General features: G+C 67.2%; 13 protein-coding genes and 1 pseudogene. All 14 read right to left on the minus strand.

What is annotated here, in order from left to right:
- Positions 1-61 precede the first annotated feature (61 nt).
- Positions 62-964, minus strand: a complete 903-nt coding sequence (locus ACFRJ8_RS20290) for a cell division protein FtsQ/DivIB (protein ID WP_377988169.1) — start codon at positions 962-964, stop codon at positions 62-64.
- Positions 957-2,357, minus strand: a complete 1,401-nt coding sequence (murC, locus tag ACFRJ8_RS20295) for a UDP-N-acetylmuramate--L-alanine ligase (protein ID WP_377988170.1) — start codon at positions 2,355-2,357, stop codon at positions 957-959. The genes ACFRJ8_RS20290 and murC overlap by 8 nt, the downstream gene beginning before the upstream one ends.
- A gap of 4 nt (positions 2,358-2,361) precedes the next feature.
- On the minus strand, positions 2,362-3,516 hold the full coding sequence (murG, locus tag ACFRJ8_RS20300) for an undecaprenyldiphospho-muramoylpentapeptide beta-N-acetylglucosaminyltransferase (RefSeq protein ID WP_377988171.1): 1,155 nt from the start codon (positions 3,514-3,516) through the stop codon (positions 2,362-2,364).
- A gap of 298 nt (positions 3,517-3,814) precedes the next feature.
- Positions 3,815-5,131 (minus strand): annotated as a pseudogene (ftsW, locus tag ACFRJ8_RS20305) (putative lipid II flippase FtsW); the annotation flags it as partial.
- 2 nt (positions 5,132-5,133) lie between these two features.
- Complete coding sequence (gene murD, locus ACFRJ8_RS20310; protein ID WP_377988172.1) at positions 5,134-6,735, minus strand: UDP-N-acetylmuramoyl-L-alanine--D-glutamate ligase; 1,602 nt, start codon at positions 6,733-6,735, stop codon at positions 5,134-5,136.
- On the minus strand, positions 6,717-7,826 hold the full coding sequence (gene mraY / locus ACFRJ8_RS20315) for a phospho-N-acetylmuramoyl-pentapeptide-transferase (RefSeq protein ID WP_377988173.1): 1,110 nt from the start codon (positions 7,824-7,826) through the stop codon (positions 6,717-6,719). The genes murD and mraY overlap by 19 nt, the downstream gene beginning before the upstream one ends.
- Positions 7,823-9,403 (minus strand): UDP-N-acetylmuramoyl-tripeptide--D-alanyl-D-alanine ligase, encoded by a 1,581-nt coding sequence (murF, locus tag ACFRJ8_RS20320; protein WP_377988174.1) that lies wholly within the window; start codon positions 9,401-9,403, stop codon positions 7,823-7,825. The genes mraY and murF overlap by 4 nt, the downstream gene beginning before the upstream one ends.
- Before the next feature lie 6 nt (positions 9,404-9,409).
- A complete protein-coding gene (locus ACFRJ8_RS20325) occupies positions 9,410-11,101 on the minus strand; it encodes a UDP-N-acetylmuramoyl-L-alanyl-D-glutamate--2,6-diaminopimelate ligase (RefSeq protein WP_377988175.1) in 1,692 nt (563 codons plus the stop codon).
- 178 nt (positions 11,102-11,279) lie between these two features.
- Entirely contained in the window at positions 11,280-13,082 is a 1,803-nt protein-coding gene (locus ACFRJ8_RS20330) for a peptidoglycan D,D-transpeptidase FtsI family protein (protein WP_377988176.1), read from the minus strand.
- Between the two features lie 41 nt (positions 13,083-13,123).
- Complete coding sequence (locus tag ACFRJ8_RS20335; protein ID WP_377988177.1) at positions 13,124-13,816, minus strand: hypothetical protein; 693 nt, start codon at positions 13,814-13,816, stop codon at positions 13,124-13,126.
- A complete protein-coding gene (rsmH, locus tag ACFRJ8_RS20340) occupies positions 13,813-14,811 on the minus strand; it encodes a 16S rRNA (cytosine(1402)-N(4))-methyltransferase RsmH (RefSeq protein ID WP_377988178.1) in 999 nt (332 codons plus the stop codon). The genes ACFRJ8_RS20335 and rsmH overlap by 4 nt, the downstream gene beginning before the upstream one ends.
- Before the next feature lie 195 nt (positions 14,812-15,006).
- Complete coding sequence (mraZ, locus tag ACFRJ8_RS20345) at positions 15,007-15,435, minus strand: division/cell wall cluster transcriptional repressor MraZ (RefSeq protein WP_028275887.1); 429 nt, start codon at positions 15,433-15,435, stop codon at positions 15,007-15,009.
- Positions 15,436-15,837: 402 nt separating this feature from the next.
- Positions 15,838-16,206 carry a DUF3040 domain-containing protein gene (locus ACFRJ8_RS20350; protein WP_277526946.1) on the minus strand — a complete coding sequence of 123 codons (369 nt, stop codon included), beginning with the start codon at positions 16,204-16,206 and terminating at the stop codon, positions 15,838-15,840.
- A gap of 304 nt (positions 16,207-16,510) precedes the next feature.
- Positions 16,511-17,671 (minus strand): DNA polymerase IV, encoded by a 1,161-nt coding sequence (gene dinB / locus ACFRJ8_RS20355; RefSeq protein WP_377988227.1) that lies wholly within the window; start codon positions 17,669-17,671, stop codon positions 16,511-16,513.
- Positions 17,672-17,832: the final 161 nt, after the last annotated feature.

Below are 17,832 nucleotides of genomic sequence, written 5' to 3' on the forward strand. Positions count from 1 at the left end.
ACCGGCCAAATAGCCCCTGTATGTGCTTCCGAGGGCAGTTGGGCGTCCCTCGGCGTCGCAGCTACCGCGTGACGGGGTGCCGGGGCACGCTGACATCGTAGACCTTGACGGGGTTCTTCGGATCGGCCGGGACTTTCAGGAGGGCCGAAAGGACCCGTGCCTTCAGCTCCTTCTCCCCCGCGTTGCCCCAGACAATTGTTTGCCCGTCGTCGAGTTTGAGTTCGACGGCGTCGGCGGAGGCGGCCGAGGCGTTGGAGAGCCGTGCCAGCACATCCGCCGGCAGCGCCCCCAGCACCGCGGTGATGGCCTGGAAGAGGTCCTTCGGAAGTGTTCCGCTGCCGCCGTCGATCACCGGGAGCGACACCGAGGCGGCATCCGCGGTGGTGCTGAGCTGGACGCCGTCGACGTCCACCAACTGGAATGTCTTGCCCTGTTTGACCAGCGCCACGGGAATGCGCTCGGTGACGTGCACCTGCAAGGTGGCGGGCGGCAGCGCCTTCGCGGAGACGCCCTTGACCTGGACCAGCGGCTTAAGCAGGGCTGCGACCTCCTCCTCGCTGATCTGCGGCAGTGGCTTGCCCTGAAGGGGCGCGAGGGCGGCCTGAACCTGAGCCGGTGTCAGCATCTTGGTGCCCTCCACCGTGACCGTCCGCAGGGCGAGCACCGGCGAGTAGACGGCGGCCGCGACGATCCCCGCCATCAGCACGGCCACGATGGCTATGGTGCTGAGCAGGATGCGTCGGCGACGTTTGCCCTTGGGCTCAGGGAAGGACAGCACCTTGCCGGACCCGACATCTGCTGGGCCCTGCGGATGCTGAGTGTTCTTCGAGTGGCCGCTGGCAATGTCCGCGGCGTTCTTGGACGCTGAAATGACATCCGTGCCCGTTCCGCCGGATGGCGGCCGCGAGCCGGTTCCGGAAGCGTTGGATCCGCCCCGGTAGGTGGGCCGCCTGGTGCTAGGCACCGGCGGCCTCGATCGTGAGGGCGTCGACAATCAGCGGCCCGTAGGCCGTGACGTCGCCGGCGCCGGCGGTCAGCACGATGTCTCCGGGTCCGGCGTCGGCCAGAAGTGCCTGCACAGCGTCCCCGCCCGGTCCGACGAGGCGGCCGCCGGAGCCCAGGTGCTCGGCGATCAGCCCGCTGGTGACACCGGGAATGGGATCCTCGCGGGCAGGGTAGATGTCCAGGACCAGGGCCGTGTCAGCTGTGTTGAGGGCTTCGGCGAACTCGCGGGCAAATTCGCGGGTCCGGGAAAACAGGTGGGGCTGGAAGAGGACATGCACCTTGTGCTGCCCGGCGACGGCCCGTGCCGCGGACAGGGCGGCCCGGACTTCCGTGGGGTGGTGGGCGTAGTCGTCGTAGACGCGGACGCCGCGCCCCTCCCCCTTGAACTCGAAGCGGCGCGAAGCGCCGGAGAAGTGAGCCAGGGCAGCCGCCGCGGTCTCCGGCGCGACGCCGAGTTCGATCGCCACAGCGAAGGCGGCCGCAGCGTTGAGCGCGTTGTGCCGGCCAGGAACCTGGAGTTCGACGCCGAAGGTGCCGGCCGTCGTCGAGATTTCCACCTGGCCCGGTTCGGCGTCGTGTAGCCGGATGGCGGCGTCGGCCGCCGTCCCGTACAGGACCACGCGGGTGTTGCCGCGGGCCAGGGTGCGCTCGGCCAGGGCCCTGGCCCCGGGGTCGTCCGCGCAAGCCACCAGGACGCCGTCGGCCGGGAGCAAGGCCGTGAAGCTGTCGAAGGAGGCGTAGACGGCCTCGGCGGTGCCGTAGAAGTCCAGGTGGTCCGGCTCGACGTTGGTTACTACGGCGATCACGGGGCGGTAGTTCAGGAAGGAGCCGTCCGACTCGTCGGCCTCCGCAACGAAGATCCCCGCGGTGCCGTGGGCCGCGTTGACGCCGAGCGCTGGGACGTTGGCGCCGATGGCGAACGACGGGTCCAGTCCGGCGCCCTGCAGCAGCACCGTGATCATGGAGGTTGTGGTGGACTTGCCGTGCGTTCCGGCGACCGCCACCACGGTGTCATCCGCCATGGTGGCGGCCAGCGCCTCGGAGCGGTGCAGCACCGGAAGCCCGGCGGCACGCGCCGCCGCGAGCTCGGGGTTGTCGGGCCGGATGGCTGAGCCGGCGACCACCGTCTGGGCGTCGCCGAGGTTGCCGGGAGTATAGCCGACGGCGATCCGCGCCCCGGCGGCTGCGAGGTCATCCATGACGGGAAGCGACTTGGCGTCGGAGCCGCTCACCGGGATGCCGCGCGCCACCATGATGCGGGCAACGGCGGACATACCGACGCCGCCGATGCCGATGAAGTGAACGCGGCCGAGGGATTCGAGGGAACGCGTTCCCTGTTGGGGCTGGGTCATTGCTCTACTGCTTCCTGCCGTGCTGTGTCGGGCGCTGCTGGTTTCTGCTGAGCGGGTTTGAGGACGCGACTTCGAGGATGAGATCGGCCATCCGCCGGTCCGCGTTCCGGATGCCGAGCTGTTCGGAGCTGGCGGCCATCCGGGCCAGCTTGTCCGGGTCCAGGAGCAGGGGAATGATGTTCTCGCGGATCCAGTCGACGGAGAAGGCCTTGTCGTCGACCATCAAGGCGCCGCCTGCGGCGACGAGGCCCGCAGCGTTCAGCGCCTGCTCGCCGTTGCCAATGGGCAGGGGGACGAAGACGGCGGGCACGCCCACCGCGGCCACCTCGCAGACGGTGGCGGCTCCGGCACGGGCCAGCAGGAGGTCCGCGGCGGCGTAGACGGTTTCCATGCCGTCCACGTATTCCACCTGCCGGTAGCCCGGCGCGGCGAGCGGCTTGCCGTCGGCGTCGTGCACGGCCTTGCCGCGGCCGGTGATGTGCAGAGTCTGCACGCCGGCGTCGGCGAGGGCTCCCACGGCCGCGGCGAGGGACCGGTTGATGCTTTGGGCGCCGGAGGAGCCGCCCGTGACAATCAGCGTCGGCTTGTCCGCGTCCAGCCCGAGCGCCTGCCGGGCACCGGCCTGGGCGGCCGCGCGGTCGAGGCCGGAAATTTCGGGGCGCATCGGCATGCCGACGTGCCGTGCACGGCCCAGTTTGGTCGCGGCGAAGGCAACGGCCACGTGGGCGCCGAGGCGTGCGCCGACCCGGTTGGCCAGGCCGGGGCGGGTATTGGCCTCGTGGACCACGATCGGGATCTTCCGGCGTCGGGCCGCGACGTACATCGGCGTGCACACATAGCCGCCGACTCCCACCAGGACGTCGGCTCCTGCCTCATCCAGGATGGAGCCCGCCTGCTTCACTGCCGCGGCCATCCGGCCCGGAAGCCGGAGCAGGTCAGCGGACGGCTTGCGCGGGAGCGGGACCTTGCTGATGGTGGCGAGGTCCAGCCCGGCCGCCGGGACCAGCCGCGCCTCCATCCCGCCGGGAGTCCCCACAGCCAGGAGCCGCACTCCGGGGCGGGACTGCCGGAGGGCCCCGGCGATCGCCAGCAGCGGACTGATATGGCCGGCGGTTCCGCCGCCGGCAAGGACCACGGACAAGGGCGTCTCAGTGTTCATGAAGGGCTGTTTACGCTTTCGTACGGTTTTTGGAGGCGGAGTTCTTGATGGTGGGAATTTTGCCTGCAGGGTTCTTGCTGGTGGGGACCTTGGCCGACGACTTGTTGGCCGCATTCCTGGCTGGGTCCCCGGCGCCGTTCCCGGCGACCTTGGCGCCGGGCTTGGCGCCCGGCTTTGTGCCGCTCTTGGCGCCGGGGCGGGCGCCCGGTTTGCCCGCGGGGCGGGCGGCGGATCGGCTGGCCGCAGTGCTGGCGGCCCGGGCAGCGCGGGCGCGCCGCACGGAATTCGCGAAGGCGGCCGGGCCGAACCTGAGCATCTTCTTCGGCTGCATGCCCGGGTCCATCTGGGCCCGGGCCAGGGACAGGACGACGCCGATTGCGCACAGCGACATCAGCAGGGCCGAGCCGCCGTAGGAAATGAAGGGCAACGGGACGCCGATCACCGGTGCCAGCCCGGTGACCACGGCCATGTTGACGCTGGCCTGGCCCAGCAGCCAGACCATGATCGCGCCGGCCAGGACGCGGTGGAAAACATCGTGCTGTGCGACGACCACCCGGTAGATGGCGGTGCCGAGGATGGCGAAGAGGACCAGGACGACCAGTGTCCCCACCAGCCCGAGTTCCTCGCCGATGATCGCGAAGATGAAGTCGTTGTGCGCTTCCGGGATCCAGCTGTACTTCTGCCGGCTCTGGCCCAGTCCGACGCCGAACCAGCCGCCGGACGCCAGCCCGTACAGGCCGTTGGTGGACTGGTAGTTCAGGTCTGAGCCGTCGGCGCAGGTCTGGCCCGTCCAGGACAGGATGCGGCACATCCGGTTCGGGCTCGTGACGGCGAGTACCGTCGCGCCGATGGCCAGTAACGCCCCGGAAATGGCGAAGAAGGACAGCCGGACGCCGGCGAAGAACAGCGCGGCGGCCACGATGATCATCACAATCATGGCCGTGCCGAGGTCGTTTCCGGCGAGAATGAGGACCAGGACCACAGCAGCACCCGGGAACACGACCGGGATGAGCGCGTGGCGCCATTCCTGGAGGAGCTTCGCTTTGCGGTCAAGCACCGTGGCCATCCAGAGCGCGAGGGCAAGCTTGGCGGCTTCGGAGGGCTGGAAGGTGAACGGGCCGACGTCGATCCAGTTCTGGTTGCCCAGGGCGCTGCGTCCCACGAGAAGGACCAGGCCCAGCAGCGCAATGGCCAGCCCCATGAGCAGCCAGGCGAAGCGCCTGAACCAGATGACGTTGACGCGTGAGAGGACAAACATCGCGAAAACGCCAAGCGCGGCGAATCCGCCCTGTTTGAGGGCGGCGGAGTACGGCGACTCCCCCGCCGCGATCGCTTCCACGCTGGAGGCGGAGAGGACCATCATGATGCCGATCGCCGTCAGTGCCAGGGTGGAGCCAAGGATCAGGTAGTACGTGGATCCGTTGCGGGACTTGCCAGTGCCTTCGAGCGCGGACCAGAATCCGCGGTTCCAGGCAAGCACCCGGGCTGCCGGAGTGACGGCGGGCCTGCCGCCGGGCGTCCTGCTAGCCGTGGCCCCGCCACTGCTGGCCCCGTCACTGCTGGCCCCGCCTGCGGCGGATCGTGCCGCCGTCGTACGTGTGGGCGTGCTGACCATTGTTACTCCTCGCTGGTCTGAGCCTGCCCTTCCACGAGCTCGCGGACAGCTTCGATGAAGGCATCGCCACGGTGAGCATAGGAAGAGAACTGGTCCATGGAAGCAGCCGCCGGGGCCAGGAGCACAGTGTCCCCGGAAGCGGCCAGCTGCGCCGCCGAGGCAACGGCCTGGGCCATCACAGTCTCGCTGAAAATCGGCGAAGGGCCTGCGGCGGCTTTGGCCGTTCCGGCAGTCTGCACGTCTTCAGTCTCGCCCTTGGCCGGCAAGATCACGGGGACATCGGGCGCGTGTCGCTTCAGTGCGGCCTGCAGATCGCTGGTGTCCGTGCCGATCAGGACCACGGCCTTGAGCCGGCTGCCCTGTTCCTGGATCAGGGAGTCGTAGTTCACGCCCTTGGACAGGCCTCCGGCGATCCACACCACGTTCTGGAACGCGGACAAAGCGGCGGCAGCGGCGTGCGGGTTGGTGGCTTTGGAGTCGTTGACCCAGAGCACACCCTCATGGCGGGCCACGGGCTGGATCCTGTGGTCGCCCGGGAGGTAGTTCAGCAGGCCCTGGCGGACCGCCGACGGCTCCAGTCCGTAAGCCCGGACCAGGGCGGCCGCTGCCAGCGCGTTCGCCACCATGTGGCGCGGTGCCGCCGACCCCAAATCAGCAATGGAGGCGAGTTCGGCTGCGCTGTCTTTGCGTTCGGCGATGAACGCGCGGTCCACTAACAGACCCTCCACGACGCCGAGCATACTGATGGCAGGCGTCAGTGTGGTGAAGCCCACGGCCCGGCAGCCTTCCACCACGTCCGCGTCCTCGACCATGCGTTCGGTCTCGATCTGCTCGGCGTTGTAGATGCAGGCCTTCTGCGTGTTCGCGTAGACCTTGGCTTTGTCGGCCAGGTAGGAGGCGTAGGAACCATGCCAGTCCACGTGGTCTTCGGCGACGTTGAGGCACACGCTGGCCACCGGGGACACCGAGTGGCTCCAGTGCAGCTGGAAACTGGAGAGTTCCACCGCGAAAGCGTCGTAGTCCACCGGGTCCCGTAGGGCGTCCAGGATCGGGGTCCCGACGTTGCCCACGGCGATCGCCTTGAGCCCGGCGGCCTGGAGCATGGACTCGGTCAGGCCCACCGTGGTGGTCTTGCCGTTGGTGCCAGTGATGGTCATCCAGTCGGCAGTCTTGCGGCCCTTGCGTTCGCGGAGCCGCCACGCGAGCTCGACGTCGCCCCACACCGGAATGTGTGCCCGCGCCGCAGCGGCGAGCAAGGCCTGGTCCGGGCGCCAGCCCGGGGACGTTACCACCAGGTCAGGCTTGTGCCCGTCGATCTTCGGAACGGACTCCACTGCTTCCTCGCCCAGCAGGACGTCCGCGGCGCCGACGATCCGGAGCGTGTCAGCCTGGGCCAGCGCCTTGGCGCTGGTGGCGGCGTCCACCACCACCACCCGGGCACCGAGTTCAATCAGGGTATCGGCGGCGGCGAAGCCCGAGACGCCGATGCCGGTGACCACGACGCGCAGGCCGGACCAGTCGGAATCCCAGGTGGTGAGCCCTTGCAGCCGGGGTGAGGTGGTGAGCGGGGTGGGGATCGGTCCGGTCACAGCAGTACCACCCATTCGGCGTAGAAGATGCCCAGGCCGGCGGCGACAAACAATCCGGACAGGATCCAGAACCGGACCACCACCGTCACTTCGGCCCAGCCTTTGAGTTCAAAGTGGTGCTGCAGCGGTGCCATCTTGAAGAACCGTTTGCCCTTGGTGAGTTTGAAGTAGCCCACCTGGATGATCACCGAGAGCGTGATGAGGACGAAGAGTCCGCCGATGAAGGCCAGCAGCAGCTCCGTGCGGGACAGGATGGCGAAAGCTGCCACGGCGCCGCCGATGGCCAGGGAGCCGGTGTCGCCCATGAAGATCTTCGCGGGCGAGGTGTTCCACCACAGGAATCCGACCATCGCCGCGCTCAGGATGGCAGCCAACAGGGCCAGGTCCAGGGGGTCGCGGACCGAGTAGCAGCCACCGCCGGCCTGCCGCGGAGACCCGCACGCCTGGTTGCTTTGCCAGATGCCCATGAGCGTGTACGCCCCGAACACCATGACCGCAGCGCCGGCCGCGAGGCCGTCGAGGCCGTCGGTGAGGTTCACGCCGTTGGTCGCAGCCGTGACAATCAGGTTGGACCAGAGCACAAACAGGATGGCACCGAGCACGGTTCCGGCGAAGGCCAGGTTAAGCCAGGGGATATCGCGCACCAGTGAGATGTTTGTGGAGGCCGGTGTCTCGCCGGCAGCGTTGGGGAAGTTCAGCGCCAGCACGGCGAAAACGATGCCAACAGCGCCCTGGAGGATCAGCTTGGCCTTCGTATCCAGCCCCAGGCTGCGCTGCTTGGAGATCTTGATGAAGTCGTCCAGGAAACCGACCAGCCCCATGCCCACCATGAGGAACAGCAGGAGCAGCCCGGAGGCGCTTGGTCCCGGGGAGTGCGGGTTCATCATCCACATGAACAGGTGCGTGAGCCCGTAGCTGACCAGTACGGCCAGGACCACCACGGCGCCACCCATTGTGGGCGTACCACGCTTGGTGTGGTGGGACGTGGGTCCGTCATCCCTAATGAATTGTCCGTAGCCCTTGCGGACCAGGAACCGGATGAACAGCGGGGTGCCCACAAACGCGAGGAACAGCGCCATTCCGGCGCCCATCAGCAGTGCAATCACAGCTGTGCACTCCCTTCGGTGGCGGTTGCGGCGGTTCCCTCAGCAGGTCGCTCGGGAGAGTCTTTGGCGGCATGTGGGGGTAATGCTATCCGATCCCCCAAGTGGCGCAGCCCGATGCCGTTCGAGGACTTGAACAGGACCAGATCGCCGGGCTGGAGCTCGGCTTGAAGGAGGTCGTAGGCCTCGTCCGCAGTCTCGGCGAAAACGCATTCGTCGCCCCAGGAGCCCTCGTTGACGGCCGAGACATACAGCGACCGGGCTTCCCGGCCCACCACGACGAGCCGGGAGATGTTGAGCCGCACCACCTGGGTGCCGACTGCGATGTGCTCACGGATTGAATCGGGGCCAAGTTCCAGCATGGCGCCCAGGACCGCCCAGGTGCGCCGGCCCTGGCCCAACTCGGCCAGCGTCCGCAGGGCGGCCCGCATGGACTCCGGGTTGGCGTTGTAGGCATCGTTGATGACGGTCACGCCGTCAGGACGCTCCGTGCGCTCCATCCGCCAGCGGCTGGCGGCGGCCTGCTCGCTGAGCGAGGCCGCGATCTGCGCGCCGGGGATGCCCGCCGCGTGCGCCGCAGCAGCAGCCGCGAGGAGGTTGGCCATGTGATGGGCACCGATCAGCTTGGCGGCGACGTGATGCTGGGCTGTCCCGTGCGTGCCCCCGTCGCCGGGGAGGTAAAGCTCAAATTCGGGATGGCCTTCGTCGTTCAGTTCCACACCCTCGGCACGGACCACATTGGTTGGGGCCACATGGGCTTGGGCTACGTCCGCCTGGACGCTGTTGTCCTGGCCCATGCCGGCCGGGCGGGAGGTGTAGCCGAGCACGCGGGCCTGGGTCCGGGCCGCCATCGCGGCGACGCGGGAGTCGTCCAGGTTCAGCACAGCGGTGCCGTCGGCCGGAAGCGCTTCAACGAGTTCGCCCTTGGCGACCGCGATGTTCTCGATGCCGCCGAATTCGCCGGCATGGGCGGAGCCGACGCCGAGCACGACGCCGATCTCCGGCCGGACCATGTCCGCGAGGTATTGGATGTGGCCGATGCCCGTGGCGCCCATCTCGATGACGAGGTAGCGGGTGTCGAAATCGGCTTTGAAGACGGTGAGCGGGACGCCGATCTCGCCGTTGTAGGACCCCTGCGGCGCAACGGTGGCGCCTTCGGCGCCGGTGGCCGCGAAGATCCCGGCGAGCAGGTCCTTCGTGGTGGTCTTGCCGGCGGAACCGGTGATGCCGATCACGGTGAACGCGGCGCCGGCAGCCGCGCGGCTGGCGCGGATCCGGCGGACCGATTCGGCGGCCAGCGCGCCCATGGCGAGGACAGCGTCCTCGACGACGACGGCGGGATAATTCGTTCCGGCGGCGTCGGCGACCTCGCGCTCGACGAGCGCCAGGACGGCACCGCGGTCGATGGCGGCGCCCACGAAGTCGTGCCCGTCGGCGTTCTCCCCCGGTTTGGCCACATAGAGGGAACCCGCCGTGGCCTCGCGGGAGTCGGTCACCACGGATGCGGGGGTAATTCCCGGTTCCGCGGTGAGCCGGCCGTTGGTTATGTCGGCGATTTCCGCCGCTGTAAGTGCAATCATCTCGGTTTAGGACTCTATCCGGTGGTCTTCGAGAACGGTGAATCCCCGTGCTGTCAAGGCGTTCCGAAGCTCCACCCGATCATCGAGTGCCAGGTTCACTCCCTTGACTTCCTGCCACACCTCGTGCCCGCGCCCGGCCACCAGGATGGTGTCCCCTGCTCCGGCGAGCTCCACGGCCTTTACGATGGCGGCGTCGCGCGGGAAAACCTCCAGGACCGTGCAGTCCAGGCCTTCGTCCTCCTTGGCCGCCAGGGCACCGGCGAGGACGTCCGCGCGGATGGCCGCCGCGTCCTCGTCGTGGGGATCGTCGTCGCTGACAATCACGGTGTCCGCCAGCCGGGCCGCGATGGCGCCCATGGCGGGGCGCTTGCTCTGGTCGCGCTGTCCGGTGGCGCCGAAAACGATGATCACCTTGGATCCGGGTTCCGGGGACCGGACCGCCTCGAGGGCACGTTCCAAGGCGTCGGGGTTGTGCGCGAAATCCACCACGGCAGCCGGGGCCGTAGACACGAGCTGCATCCGGCCGGGCACGGCGACGGTGAAGGGGTCCGCGGCGTCGAGGGCGGCCTGCACGGCGGCAGGTTCGTGCCCGCCGGCGAGCACCATTACCGTGGCCAGCGCGGCGTTGGCGACGTTGAAGCTTCCCGGCAGGCCGGTGTGGACGCGCAGCTCGGCGCCGCCGCGGTGCCGGAGCACGAAGTCGGAGCCAAGGCCCCGCGGAGCAGTCCGGACCACAGCCCAGTCCGCGGTCCAGTCCGCGGTCCCATCCCCTGTCGAGGCAGCCTCAGCCTCCCCGGCGCCGGTCGCCGTGGCCGTGGCCGTCGCCAGGGTTGTCACCGGGATCCCGGCGGTGGCCGCGAGCTTCCGGCCCCAGGCATCGTCAACTGTCACCACAGCGGCGCGGGCACGTTCCGGCGTGAACAGCCGGGCTTTGGTCTGGAAGTATTCCTCCATGGTCCCGTGCAGGTCCAAATGGTCCTGGGTGAGGTTGGTGAACCCGGCCACGTCGAACACCACGGCATCCACGCGGTGGAAGGACACGGCGTGCGAGGAAACCTCCATGGAAGCGGCATCGAGCCCGCGTTCGCGCATGAGCGCCAGCAGCGCGTGCACATCGGTGGATTCGGGGGTGGTCAGCAGGCTCGGGATCGGCTCGCCGCCGGCCAGGATCTCAATCGTCCCGATCAGCCCGGTCCGTTTGCCCAGCGCCCGAAGGAGGGCATTGATGAAGTACGTGGTGGTGGTCTTGCCGTTGGTGCCTGTCACGCCGAAGAGGGCAGGTGCCCCGGCGCCGTCGGGCCGGCTCTGGTAGATGAGTGCGGACAGCCGGCCCACCACGCTGCGCGGCTCGTCGGCCAGCAGCACCGGGACGGGGATGTCATTGGCCAGGGCCAGCAGCCGCGCTCCGGCGTCGTCGGTCAGGACCGCCACGGCGCCGGCGTCGACGGCCTGGGACACGAAGTCGGCCCCGTGCCGTGTGGCGCCCGGCAGGGCCACGTAGAGGTCCCCCGGGCGGACCGAGCGGGAGTTCAGGGAGATCCCGGTGACCGGGACGGAGCTGGATGCCCCGGGAACGGCGACGCCGATCTCAGCACCGATGGCTGCCAGCGGCACTGCGGCAACCGCAGTTGGCCGGAAGCCCGGGGTGGAGTCATGGCCGGACGGCGCGGAAGCATCGGGGTCGGTGAGCTCTGACAAGTGGATCTCCGTTGTGGTGCTAGTGGATCGGGCACTAAATGAATCGGGCACTGCATGAATCAGCACTGATGAATCGGGCACTAAATGGATCTGGCACTGGCACGGAGACATGCTCCGGCGCGCAGGCACTGGGCAGTGGCGCCCGCTGATAACTTCCGGGTGCCAGGTGGAACAGGCGCTACTTGGCGTACTGCGGCAGCCGCACGGGTTCACCGGTGGAGGGCTGGACGTTGAATGTGCGCAGCGTCTGGCTCATCACCGAACGGAACACCGGTCCGTTGGTGATTCCGAAGATAGACCCCTTGGGCCGTTGCAGGACCACCTCCACAATAAACCGCGGATTGTCCATGGGCGCCATCCCAATGATCGAAGCGGTGTAGCCGCAGAAGCCGGATTTGCCGTCGTCGCACGGGGATTCGGAGGTGCCCGTCTTGGCTCCCACGCGGTACCCGTCGATCGCGGCCTCCTTGATCTCACCCTCCGTTACCGCGCTCTCCAGGATGTCGCGCACCTGTTTGGCGGTCTCCTTGGAAACGATCTGCTGCGGCGCCTTGGCCGGGACTTTGTCCTCGGTTCCGTCCGGGTTGATGTAGCTGTCGATCAGGCGCGGCTGGAGCATCACGCCGTCGTTGGCGATGCTCTGGTACGCCCGGACGGTCTGCAGCGTGGATTGGGCGACGCCCTGGCCAAAGAGGACGGTGTACTGCTGGCGGCCATCCCACTGGTCGGCAGGGGTCAGGATGCCCTTGGACTGGGCCGGGAGCCCAATGTCGGGGGCCTGGCCGATCCCGAACTTCTGCAGCCAGTCATGGCGCTGGTCCTTGCTCAGGCGCTGGCCCACCATGACCGTGCCGGTGTTCATGGAGTAGCCCACGATTCCGGCCAGAGTCCGGTGCTCGGTGCCGTGTTCGAACGCATCGCTGAAGGTCTGCCCGTCCACGGTGTAGGTCGGCGGAACGGTGAAGGTGTCCAGCGGGCTGGACTTGCCTTCCTGGATCGCGGCGGCGGCCGTAATCATCTTCTCCACCGAGCCGGGCTCATAGGAGGCGGTGACGGCCCGCACCCCGCGGTCCTCGGCGGCAACCTTGCCGGGGTCGTTCGGATCCGGGGAGTCGGTATCGGCCATGGCGACGATGTTGCCGGTCTTGACGTCGGAAACCACAATCACACCCCACTCGGCGCTGAGCTTGTCCTTCTGACTTTGGATCGCCTGCTGGGAAAAGTACTGCAGGTCCGAATTCAGCGTGAGCTTGATGTCCTTGCCGTTGATCGCCGGCGTCAACTCGTCCACGCCCACGGGAATCCGCAGTCCGTCGGCCCCGATTTCGAACACCCGCTTGCCAGGGGTTCCTTTGAGGATCTCGTCCTGCGTCTGTTCGAGCCCGGCCTGGCCTGTAGTGCCGTCCTTGAGGAACCCGACAATCCCGCCGGCCACGGAGCCGTTGGGATAGACCCGCTTGCTGGTGCCTACAGTGACAATGCCCGGAATCGACAGCTTGGAGACCTGGTCCTCGACGTCCGGTTTCAAGTCCTTGGCCACGATGTAGTAGCGCTGGGTCCCGGTCAGGGCATCGCGCAGCGCGGCGCGGTCCATGCCGAGCACGCCGGCCAGTTCGGAGATGCCCTGGTCCCTGGTGACTTTGACGAGTTCGTCTTTGCCCTTGATGGTTTCGAGCCGGCGGAAGGATTCGGTTTTGGTGTTGACGGTCTGGTCCACCACGATGTTATAGCGGATGACGCTGCTGGCCAGGACGGTGCCGGAGGAATCGAGAATACTGCCGCGCTCTGCTGGCAGCACGATGGGCGTGAGCCGGTTATTGAGGGCGGCCTCGGCCATGCCTCCGATGTCCAGGCCCTGGACCATGAACAGCTTGCCGCCGACCACCAGCAGGAGCGCCAGCATGATGCCGAGTCCCCAGCGGAGCCGCCGGGTGGCGTTTGGGGCTTTCGCCTTGCTTGCCTTGCCGGAGTTCTTCGCCACGGTGAGTCCTTGCTGCTTGCCTTGCTGGTGGTCAGTGAACGTTACTGCCCGGGGGTCTTCTGTGCGGGGGCGGGCACCGATCCGCCGTGGAGCTCCACGGCCTTAGCTGCGGGCGGCGCGGGGGCGGCAGGTGCCGGGGCCGGCTTGGTGTCAGCCGGTTTGGTGTCAGACGGCTGGGTGTCTGCTTCTGTCGATTTGCGCTGGGCGAGCGGTTCATTCTCGGTGGCCGGCGGGACGACGTTGAGCGCTCCGGCGAGGGCCGGTGCGGCGATGACGGCGCCCGGGGCGTCGCCCTTGACGGCCGGCTTCGCCTTCCCGGTGACATTGAGGGTGGACAGGTCGATCTGGCCCTTGGCGAGGGAAGCCACCATGCCCAGTTCCGTGGCCTTGGCCGCGAGGTTCTGCGGAGCGTCGAAGTTCTGGACCTGCTGGGTGAGGTCCTGGTTCTGCTTGGTCAGGGTGGTCTGTTGACTGCGGAGTTCGACCAGCTGGTACTGGGCCGAGGAGACGGAGATGTTCAGGACCAGGACGGCCATGAGGGCAATCGCCAGGAGTCCGAAGCAGAGGACCACGAATGGTGCGCGGCGTTTGCGGGGCACCGAGCGGACCACAGAAAGCGGAGTGCGCGCCTTCCGGGTCGGTTCAATGCCGGGGGCACGGCCGGGGCGGCCTGGCAGGGCACGGGCAGTGGCGCCCTGGGCAACGGGGTAGCTGTTGACGGCGGCGGTGCTCATGCGGCTCTCCTGGCTTTGATGCGTTCGACGGCGCGCAGCCGGGCGGAAGCTGCGCGGGGGTTTTCGGCGATTTCAGCGGCGGTAGGTACCTCAGTGCCCTTCGTCAGGGTTTTGAGTTCGGCCTTGTGTTCTTCGAGCTCCACCGGGAAGCCGAGCGGGGCCGAGGACTTCGATCCAGCTTGGAAGAAGCCCTTGACGATCTTGTCTTCCAGGGAGTGGTAGGACATGACCACCACGCGGCCGCCGAGGGCGATGGCCGCGATGGCTGCCGGGATGGCGCGTTCCAGGACGTCCAGTTCCTCGTTGACCTCGATCCGGAGTGCCTGGAAAGTGCGTTTCGCGGGGTGGCCGCCGGACTTGGCGGCACCGGCGGGCACCACGGACCGGATCTGTTCGACGAGTTCGCCGGTGGTGGTGAAGGGCTTTTCGGCGCGCGCGGCCACGATCCTGTTCGCGATGCGGCCGGCGAACTTCTCTTCGCCCCATTTCCGGATGATCCGGACGAGTTCTTCTTCGCTGTAGTTGTTGACGACGTCGGCGGCAGTCTGGCCGCGGCTGGTGTCCATGCGCATGTCCAGGGGCGCGTCGAAGGAGTAGGCGAAGCCGCGCTCCCGCTCGTCCAGCTGGAGGGACGAGACGCCGAGGTCCATTAGCACACCGTGGACTTCGGTGAAGCCTAGGTCCGCGAGAACGTCCGGGATTTCGTCGTAGACGGCGTGAACGAGATCGGTCCGGTTCGCGAAGGGGGCCAGCCGCGCCCCCGCCAGTGCCAGGGCTTCCTCGTCGCGGTCGATGCCGATTAGGTGGAGGTCGGGAAAGCGCTGGAGGAGAGCCTCGGAGTGTCCGCCCATGCCGAGCGTCGCGTCGATCACCACGGGGGTCTCGCCGCGGCTCCGGGCAGCCTCGAGGCCAGGGGCCAACAAATTGATGCACCGGTCCTTGAGGACCGGTACATGGCGTTCGGACGTAGGCTTCGCCGGGTCGGGGTCAGTCATGCCTTCGTCCTTTCGTTGCGGGAGTTTGCTGGCTGCGGGTGGTTGGGGCACTTACGCAACGTTCCTTGGTCCAGATCCCCATCCGCGCCTACCCAGCGCCGGCCTGGCTCCGGGGAAGTGAGCCAGGACAACAACCGGATGGGCGGCTGGAGATCTCGATCAAGGAACGTTGTTTGCTTGTGGATCAGCGGGGGTTCAGAGAATCCCCGGAATAGCGTCGTCAGTCTCCGAGAAGGCGGTTTCCTTTTCGGCCAGGTACTCGTTCCAAGCCTGGGCGTCCCAGATCTCCGCGCGGGATCCTGCGCCAATGACGGCGAGTTCCCGGCCCAGACCTGCGTACTCCCGGAGCGCCGGCGGAATCGTCACGCGCCCCTGCTTGTCAGGTACCTCGTCCGAGGCTCCAGAGAGGAAAACACGGATGTAGTCACGTGCCTGCTTGGAGGAAATTGGAGCCTCCCGCATCTGCTCGTGAACCCGGCCGAATTCAGCCTCACTAAAGACGTAGATGCAACGCTCCTGGCCCCTTGTGAGAACCAGCCCGCTGGCAAGTTCCTCGCGGAACTTCGCGGGGAGGATAATTCGACCCTTTTCGTCCAGACGCGGCGAATGTGTGCCGAGAAACACGGCCCACCGCCCGTCTGTTCTAGAAAGTCCAACGTCCCCTGTGCTGCCACTACCCTCTTACGTCCTCCACATTACTCCACATCGCTCCACAGTCAACGACACGCCCGGGAGGTTTAGACAAATTTGCGGATGTTTATCCCCTTTCTTCCCAGCATTTGCAGGGAAACAGGACGGGTGGGGGAAAGTGGAGCGGTTTTGCCTGCTTGCCTTACTCGCCGTCGGGATTCGCGGCCCGGACCGGGCACCAGGGCGGAAACAATTCGACGGCGACACCCTTTTGCGTCCCGATCGCAGCAAAATTTCTGCTTTAAATGGCGAAAGACCCGCCGAGGCGGGTCTCGCGCCGTCCCCGGCGTACCGGTGGCGGGAAGTGGAGGGCCTAAGGGGCCGTCACGGATCGGTTCAGGATTCGCCCCCGTGCCGTTCGTCCCAGCGCTGCTCAAGATTGCTCATGAACGAGCTCCTGGGTTTGCCTTGTTTGCGGCCGGCTGCCCGGGCCTTGCCGACAGCCGAACTGCGCATGGTGGCGAAATAGACGCCGGCGCCCATTACTACAAAGCCCACGACGCCGACGATGATGATTTGCGTCGACACTCCGACCAATAACAGCAGCACGCCCGCGAGCGTCGCGAGCACGCCCATGACCAGATGGCGCGTAGACCAAGAGCGTCCGGGGACCGATCCCATCTGGCTTGCAAACTTTGGGTCGTCCTCATGCAGCTGCTTCTCAAGTTGCTCAAGCAACTTCTGTTCGTGCTCCGAGAGCGGCATCACGACCTCCTCATGTCTGCCAACGTCCGGGCGTGACGTGGCCATTGCCCTTATCCCCTAACGCCCGGGATTGCGAAGTGGTTCCCGCTCACCGCCTTTGGTGAACGGGGCACTCAACAGTCCCGCGCCGGTCTGAGCTGCCCAGGTCGCCCGAACGGTCGATCCAGTAGTCCTAAACCTAGGTATTAATAAGGATAGATTGTTGCGGCCTGTTCTGAAAGACAGTCTTAAGGCCCTGTCCCATGCCCGGGACCGCTTGTCCGGAACCCCTGCGGTGGCGGCACCGCGAATCCCTGCGCCAGGCTCATTCGAGGGGTCCCCCGGGATCCAGGAGCCGCGCCGGTAGAACCGACTTATTGCCGAATTTCCGGGTGACAGCATCGAGGGCTTGTTCGGCGGCCCGCCAGTTGTCGTCCCGGCGGTCGAGGCTGAGCTGGAGCGGGGCGTGGGCGGCCTCTTCCAGCTGTTCGGCCCGGATGCCAACGAGCCGGACTGTCATGGGCCTCTCTCCCACGGATTCCAGGAGCTGTACGGCCACGGCGTATAGGAGTTGGGCGCTGTCGATCGGGGTGCTGACGGTGCGGCTGCGGGTGATGGTGGAAAAGTCCGCGTAGCGCAGTTTGAGCGCCACGGTGCGCGCGTGCATGCCGGCGCCGCGGAGGCGCTCCGCTGTCCGGTGCGAAAGCCGAAGCAGCTCCCGGTGCAGTAGGGCGTCATCCGCGGTGTCAGTAGCGAACGTCTCCTCGGCTCCAATGCTCTTTTCCAGCCGGACCGGCGTCACGGGCCGCGGATCGATGCCCCAAGAGAGCCGGTAGACATGCTCCCCCGAGGCGCCCAGCAGCTTCCGCAGCGAGGGCAGCGGCGACGCGGCGACGTCCGCCACTGTCCGGATACCCCTGCGGGCCAGCACTTCGACGGTCTTGCCGCCGACGCCCCAGAGCGCGCTGACAGGAAGGCTGTGCAGGTACGGGACAGTTTCCTCAGGCGTGATCAGTAGCAGCCCGTCCGGCTTGCACCGGGTGGATGCGATCTTGGCCACAAACTTGCTGGCGGCAATGCCCACGGACGCCGTGATGCCCAATTCCCGGAAGACGCGGGCCCGGATCAATTCTCCAATTTCGCGTGGCGGACCGAGCCTCCGGATGGCTCCGCCGACGTCCAGAAATGCCTCGTCCACGCTGAGCGGCTCGACCAGGTCCGTGATGGATCCAAAGATTTCCATGATCTGGCCGGAGACTTCGTAGTAGAGCTTGTGGCGGGGTTCGATGATGACAGCCGAGGGGCACATTCGTGCCGCCACCACCATGGGCATCGCTGACCTGACGCCAAATGCCCGGGCCTCGTAGGACGCCGAGAGCACCACGGAGCGGTCCGCCGGGTAGCCCACAATCACGGGCTTTCCCTTCAGCTCGGGACGGCTGCGCAGCTCCACCGAGACAAAGAACGCGTCCATGTCCACGTGCATGATGCTGGTGCGCCGAAGGTCCAGCAGGGATTCCCCACTCAGGCGGCTGGAAGGCTGGATGTGGGGCTGCGCATTCGACAGCCCCGGAGGGTGCACATTCGTCTGCACTCGCTCCTGATTGTCTGCGTCCGGCCCCACGTCTTCAATCCTATGCCCGGGGA

Source organism: Arthrobacter sp. NPDC056886 (genome assembly GCF_042788715.1).
Classification (GTDB): domain Bacteria; phylum Actinomycetota; class Actinomycetes; order Actinomycetales; family Micrococcaceae; genus Arthrobacter.